Annotated in this window: 7 protein-coding genes; 3 read left to right on the forward strand and 4 right to left on the reverse strand. The window is 60.0% G+C overall.

Going from position 1 to position 6217, the window contains the following annotated elements:
* The coding region (locus VMJ11_RS32170; RefSeq protein WP_325625063.1) for a tyrosine-type recombinase/integrase at window positions 1-199 on the forward strand (199 nt) is incomplete at its 5' end.
* Between the two features lie 314 nt (window positions 200-513).
* Here the strand turns inward: VMJ11_RS32170 and VMJ11_RS32175 are convergent.
* From VMJ11_RS32175 to VMJ11_RS32190, 4 genes are all read right to left on the reverse strand, one after another.
* Window positions 514-1512: a GTP-binding protein gene (locus VMJ11_RS32175; RefSeq protein ID WP_325625064.1), complete on the reverse strand. Its 999-nt coding sequence runs from the start codon at window positions 1510-1512 to the stop codon at window positions 514-516.
* 65 nt (window positions 1513-1577) lie between these two features.
* A complete protein-coding gene (locus VMJ11_RS32180; RefSeq protein WP_325625066.1) occupies window positions 1578-2462 on the reverse strand; it encodes a metal ABC transporter substrate-binding protein in 885 nt (294 codons plus the stop codon).
* Window positions 2463-2479: 17 nt separating this feature from the next.
* Entirely contained in the window at window positions 2480-3355 is an 876-nt protein-coding gene (locus tag VMJ11_RS32185) for a metal ABC transporter permease (protein WP_325625068.1), read from the reverse strand.
* 2 nt (window positions 3356-3357) lie between these two features.
* Complete coding sequence (locus tag VMJ11_RS32190) at window positions 3358-4101, reverse strand: metal ABC transporter ATP-binding protein (RefSeq protein ID WP_325625073.1); 744 nt, start codon at window positions 4099-4101, stop codon at window positions 3358-3360.
* 331 nt (window positions 4102-4432) lie between these two features.
* Here VMJ11_RS32190 and VMJ11_RS32195 point away from each other — a divergent pair, with 331 nt between their 5' ends.
* Window positions 4433-4861, forward strand: a complete 429-nt coding sequence (locus VMJ11_RS32195) for a Fur family transcriptional regulator (RefSeq protein ID WP_325625070.1) — start codon at window positions 4433-4435, stop codon at window positions 4859-4861.
* A 196-nt stretch (window positions 4862-5057) separates the two neighbouring features.
* Window positions 5058-6217, forward strand: a 1160-nt coding sequence (locus VMJ11_RS32200) for a TonB-dependent receptor (RefSeq protein ID WP_325625072.1), incomplete at its 3' end; no start/stop codon positions are given.

Here is a 6217-nt window from a genome sequence, read left to right on the forward strand (position 1 = left end):
CGCCGACCTGCTGCAAAAGGCGTCGGCCCACTGGCTGCGGCACAGCGCCGGTTCCCATATGGCCGACCATCAGGTCGATCTGCGACACGTGCGGGACAACTTCGGGCATGCGTCGCTGACCACGACCAGTATCTACCTGCATGTCGACGAGGATCGCCGGCACCAGGAAACCGATGAGAAACACCGGATTGACTGGTGACGACAGTGCCGGCGACCTGGGAGACGCATGGCGGGGCAACGGGACTGCGTAGCACCCGCTGCTCCGGCGGATCCCCCATGTGAGTCATTTCGGTTTCGGGTTTGCGCTCTGATCACCGACGCGACGCTGGCGAAAACCTTAGCATCAGCCCTCGCACATCGCGACGGCATGACCATGAATCCGTCGACTTGGCTCAGCGTCGATCCGGCGATGCAGCGTATGGGCAGCCTCAAACATGAACGACTTGGACAGTTCGTGCATACCGGGATCAGCCAGTAGGGATCAGGAAAGCTGACTCATGAGCGCAGTCGGAATCAGGCCGCCCCTGCAACACACCCATCCAACCCCATGGAAAAATGTTCGACGGGCAACTGTTTGCCGATAAAGACAATTCTGGTTTCCCGCACTTCGTCTTTTCTCCACGGCTTGCCGATGTCGGCGCCGAAAATCATGTGAACGCCCTGAAATACCGCGCGACGATCGAGATTCGCGATATTGAGCACGCCCTTGTAACGGAGCATTGCCGCACCGTAGACGGCGACAATCGCGCTAAAAAACGCTTCGAGTTTGTCCTGATCGAGCGCGGCTGTCGTGCGGTAGACGAACGAGGTCACTTCATCGTCATGCTCGTGCGTCACGTCATCGAGAAAATCCGGCTCGATGTTGATGATTTCGTTGAGATCGAAACTGCGCGTGTCGAGCAGTTCCTTGAGCTCGGTCTGGCCGAAGTGAACGGGCTTGATGGTCGCGCGCGCGTTCATCCTTCGCAGCCGCTCCATCAGGCGTTTCGCTTCCTCTTCACCGGCGAGGTCCACCTTGGACACGAGGATGCGGTCAGCGAAGCCGACCTGTTCCTGTGCTTCATGGTGCTCATCCAGTTGCAGACCCGCGTGCTTCGCATCGACGAGCGTCACGATGGCATCCAGCAGATACTTTTCCTGTACGGCCTCGTCGACGAAAAAAGTCTGAGCGACCGGTGCCGGGTCGGCCAGACCCGTCGTCTCGATGATCACGCGTTCGAAGTGGAGTTCACCTGCGTCGCGCCGCGCCGCAAGCGACGACAGGATGCGCACCAGGTCACCGCGCACGGTGCAGCAGATACATCCGTTGTTCATCTCGACGATCTGCTCGTCGCCGTCCTGAACCAGCAGTTCGTTGTCGATCCCCGCTTCGCCGAACTCGTTTTCGATGACCGCGACTCTTCCGCCGTGGTGTTCGGTCAGGATACGGTTAAGCAGCGTAGTCTTGCCGCTACCAAGAAATCCGGTGAGGATCATAGTGGGAATTCTTTGATCTGCGTTTGCGTTCGTCATGTAACTCTCCTGTTTGCAAATTGCGGAAGCGCTCAAACACGGCCCGCATTCACGGACCCGCCAGATCAATGGCCCTGCATCCCATGGAGCAGGGTCTCAACGTTGTATCGAAACATCCGCGTGTAGGTCGGTGCTGGGCCATCCGGTTCAGACAGCGCCTCCGGATACAGCTTGCCCCCAATACGCGCACCCGTCGCAGACGCGAGTTGCTGAACGAGACGCGGATCGTTGGAGTTCTCGATGTACACGACTTTGATCTTTTCCTTCCTGATCTGGTCGATCAGCGCAGCGACATCGCGCGCCGACGGCTCTGACTCTGTTGAAAATCCTTCGGGCGCCAGGAATCTGATGTTATAGGCCGCCCCCATGTAGCCGAACGCATCGTGGCTGGTAATGATCTTGCGCTTGCTCAAGGGCATGGTTTTCACTTCAGAGCGCACCCATGCGTCCAGTTCCTGCAACTGCTTCACGTAGCGCGCACCGTTTGCGCGGATATCGGCGGCGTCGGCCGGGTCGGCACTGGCCAGTGCGTCCGTAATGTTGCGTGCGTAAATGACACCGTTTGCGGCACTGTTCCATGCGTGGGGGTCCGTGATCTCCTTGCCGTCATCAACCATATGCCGTGTGACGATGCCCTGGGACGCGACGACTACAGGCGCCCGGGTGCCCGATGCGCGGATCAGGCGATCCATCCAGCCTTCGAGTCCCAGGCCGCTAACAAGGACGATATCCGCGCCCGCCAGCGTCTGGCCGTCGGCCGGCGTCGGTTCATAAACGTGAGGGTCTCCGTTGGGTCCGACGAGACTGTGGACCTCGACATGGACGCCGCCAATCTGCTTCGCCATGTCGGCCAGCACCGTAAAGCTGGCAACAACCTTCACCGTGCGCGCATCGGCCGGCGCCGATGCAGCAATCATCAAACCGAGAATAACGACAAGGAGTTTTTTCATGAATGGTCAACGGTCCTTTACCCTGTGACATGGCGCGCCCGCACCCTGCGGCTTGCGACGCTGCCGCGCTTTCCAGCAAGAATCGAAACGACATAGAAAACGCTGGCCGTCAGCACAATGGCGGGCCCGGACGGCAAGCCAAAACGGTACGAGACGATCAGCCCCAGAAAGCCCGATGCGAACGCGACTGCGATCGAGATCACAGCCATGGTCCACACGTCATCGGCCCAGAAGCGCGCGGTGGCGGCCGGCAGCATCATCAGGCCGACGGCCATGAGCGTGCCCAGCGCCTGGAAGCCTGCAACGAGATTGAGGACGACCAGGATCAGAAACAGCAGGTGATAGACGGAGCCGCGTGCGCCGATGGCACGCAGGAAGGCCGGATCGAAGCACTCGAGGATCAGCGGGCGATAGATCGCAAGCAGCACGACCGTACTGACCGACGCAATCGTGCCCACCAGAAAGAGCGCGGCATTGTCGATAGCGAGGATCGTGCCGAACAGGATGTGCAAAAGGTCGATGTTGCTGCCGTGCGTCGAAACGATGAGGACACCGAGCGCGAGCGACGTCAGATAAAAACCCGCGAAGGTCGCGTCCTCGCGCAGGACCGTGTTCCGGCTCACCAGACCCGCACCGAGCGCGACCGCGAGGCCTGCGACGATGCCGCCGAAAGTCATCCCCCAGAGCGACAGTCCGGCGACCAGAAAGCCGACTGCGGCGCCCGGCAATACGGCATGCGACATCGCGTCTCCAATCAGGCTCATACGCCGGAGCATGAGCAGTACCCCGACCGGTCCAGAGCCGAGCGACAGCGCAAGTGAGGCAACCAGCGCGCGGCGCATGAAGCTGTAGTCGACAAATGGCGCAATCGCGAGTGCGTAGAGATCGGTCATGCCTACGCTCCCCGCATGCAAATGGCCGCATCTTCGTCCCATTGCTCGGACATGCGTCGCATGACCCGCAGATTCTCTGCGGTCAGGACATCGCCAGTCGGTCCCCAGGCGATCAGCTCACGCGCCAGCAGCAGCGTTTGCGGGAAGAAGGCGGCGACCTGCTCAAAATCGTGCAGGACCGCGATAACGGTTCTGGATTCTCCGTTCCACTGTTTGACCAGCGCTATCAGATCACTCGTTGTGCGTGCATCAATGGCGGTGAACGGCTCATCGAGAAGGATGACCGACGCGGACTGCAAAAGCAGACGGGCGAACAGCACACGCTGGAATTGTCCCGCCGAAAGGCTCCCGACCGCTCGGCGCTGAAAACCGTCAAGGCCGACCGAGTGCAATGCATCGTCGATCTGGCGACGCAACTCACTGCCGACGCCGCGAAACGCGCCGATCTGCTGCCATGCGCCGGCGGCCACCGTATCGGCCACGCTGATCGGAAAGCTGCGGTCAATTTCGGCTTGCTGGGGCAGGTAGGCGAGGCGCCGCGCGGCGCGCACATCGATCCCACTGACACGGCCCTGCGCGGGCGGCAGCACGCCAGCTATCGCTTTGAGCAGCGTGCTTTTGCCCGCTCCGTTCGGTCCCACGACGGCGGTCATGCTACCCGGCTGGAAGACGCCCCGAAGATGATGAACCGCAGGATGTTTGCCATATGTCAGTGTGAGATTGTCCAGCGAGATGGCCGGGGCGATCATGCGAACGCCGCCCAAAGGATGGCGCCCCACAATATCAGAAGGGCGATGCAGCCAAAGGCGATGCGGCGGCCTGCCGAGAGCGTGAATGCTGACATGGTTACTCCGCCAGCACTGACTCGCGCGCCACAGCGCCGAGCGAACTGTAATCGCGTATGAAGGCGCCGGGAAAGCCGGACAGAACTGTGACAGGAAGCATGTTCATGGTAACCGAGGCTGTTGTCCTGAATGCAATGTTATATTATTGCATTGAAAGCAGCTCGGATTGTTTTGGCATTTTTTTCAGGTGGAGCATCGGATGTCACGTGTGCAATCCCAGACAGGCGCTGACATGTCTCTCGCGAAGTCCCGACGGTTCACACCACTGCGTCGACGTGTGCTCGGCCTGCTCGCCGCGCGTGGCGGATCGGCCACGGCTTATCAGTTGCTCGAGGACCTCAACCGGCAGTTCCCTCATGCAGCGCCACCCACGGTCTACCGCGCCTTGCAATTCCTGATGAGCGAAGGTCTGGTCCGGCACGTCTCCGCAACGAGCACGTTCCGTCTGGCCGAAGAAACCGGAGACCGACATGAAATCTTCGCGGTCTGTATGCATTGCCGCTGCGTCCGTCCGTTGCATAACACTGCGCTACAACGGGCATTGCTCGACACGGCGCTCACCGCCCACTTCGAGGTCCAGGGACAGCAAACCGAGATCAAGGGCATCTGTGAAGCCTGCATGCAACACCCGGCAAGCGGGTTTTCCGAAAGAAAAAAGTAACGGCAGGTATTAAATCGCAACGAAATGTTATAACATTTCTTGCCCTTCACTGGAAGCTGAGTCGCCCGCCGGAACTACCCGGCATTGCAAAGCCAGCACCTGGTAGTCGCGACTTCGCGACGGCCCGGAATCACCCTGGCAGGCAGACGGTGAATTCCGACTATTTCGTTCGCACTCCTAACAAATACCTGACAAGATGAGAAATCGCGATCACATTTCACTGGCCGCGCTGCTGCTGTTCGCGTTTGCGGCTCATGCAAATGCGGCGGACGACAGTTCGATAACCGGTGCAATCGCCGACAGTGCAGGCAAGCCCGTCAGCAAAGCAACCGTCACCATCCAGGATGCCAGCGGCAAAGCCGTAGGGGCAGCGCAAACCGATGTCAACGGACATTTCATACTCGACCACGTCAACCCGGGTACGTATGCGGTAGTCGTCACCGCTCCCGGTTTTGCCAGTGGCAGCAGCGTCGCGACAACCACGCCGGGGAAAGAAAGCTCCGTATCGATCGCACTGGCCAAAAGTGACGCGCTTGACGTGCAGGTCAACGCCCAGCGTCTGAACCGGGCGCGCAACGACCTGCTGCCCGAGACTGGCAGCAGCGTCTACCGCTTCAGCCAGAGCGACATCAACAACCTGCCAGCCGGCCAGAACACCCCGCTTAACCAGGTCCTGTTGCAGGCGCCTGGTGTGGCGAGCGACTCGTACGGCCAGCTGCATGTACGGGGCGATCACGCCAACCTCCAGTACCGCATCAACGGCATCATCATTCCCGAACCGATCAGCGGATTTGGGCAATCGCTGGACACGCGAATTATTGACCAGATGAATTTCCTGACCGGCGCCCTGCCTGCGCAGTATGGATACCGGACCGCGGGTATCGTCGACATCCACACCAAATCGGGCGATCAGGGCAGCGGTGGTTCGATCGATGTGTTCGGCGGCAGCCACCAGACGATCCGCACGAGTGGCGACGTCTTCGGCAGCCAGGGGCCATTCAGTTATTACTTCAGCGGTTCGCTCGGCGAGAACAATCTGGGGATCGAAAACCCGACATCGAGTGTCAACGCGATCCACGATCACACCCGCCAGGGGAACGCGTTCGGTTACATGTCGTACATCATTAACCCGCTCACACGCGTAAGCGTGATGTTTGGTGCCACCAGCAACCAGTTCGAGATCCCGAATACGCCCGGGTTGACCCCTGCGTACACGCTCAATGGCGTCAACAGTTTTGATTCGAGCCAGCTCAACGAAACGCAATCGGAACTGAACCAGTTTGCTGCGATAGCCCTGCAGGGAACAAACGGCGGGGCGCTGGACTATCAGCTGGCTTTCGTGACCCGGTATTCGCG

Source organism: Paraburkholderia sp. (assembly GCF_035501035.1).
GTDB lineage: Bacteria > Pseudomonadota > Gammaproteobacteria > Burkholderiales > Burkholderiaceae > Paraburkholderia.

Excerpts from the sequence above, each read along its gene's own strand:
- VMJ11_RS32180 (WP_325625066.1), bottom strand. The coding sequence starts at position 2,462 with ATGAAAAAACTCCTTGTCGTTATTCTCGGTTTGATGATTGCTGCATCG.
- VMJ11_RS32185 (WP_325625068.1), bottom strand. The coding sequence starts at position 3,355 with ATGACCGATCTCTACGCACTCGCGATTGCGCCATTTGTCGACTACAGC.
- VMJ11_RS32195 (WP_325625070.1), top strand. The coding sequence starts at position 4,433 with ATGTCTCTCGCGAAGTCCCGACGGTTCACACCACTGCGTCGACGTGTG.
- VMJ11_RS32175 (WP_325625064.1), bottom strand. The coding sequence starts at position 1,512 with ATGACGAACGCAAACGCAGATCAAAGAATTCCCACTATGATCCTCACC.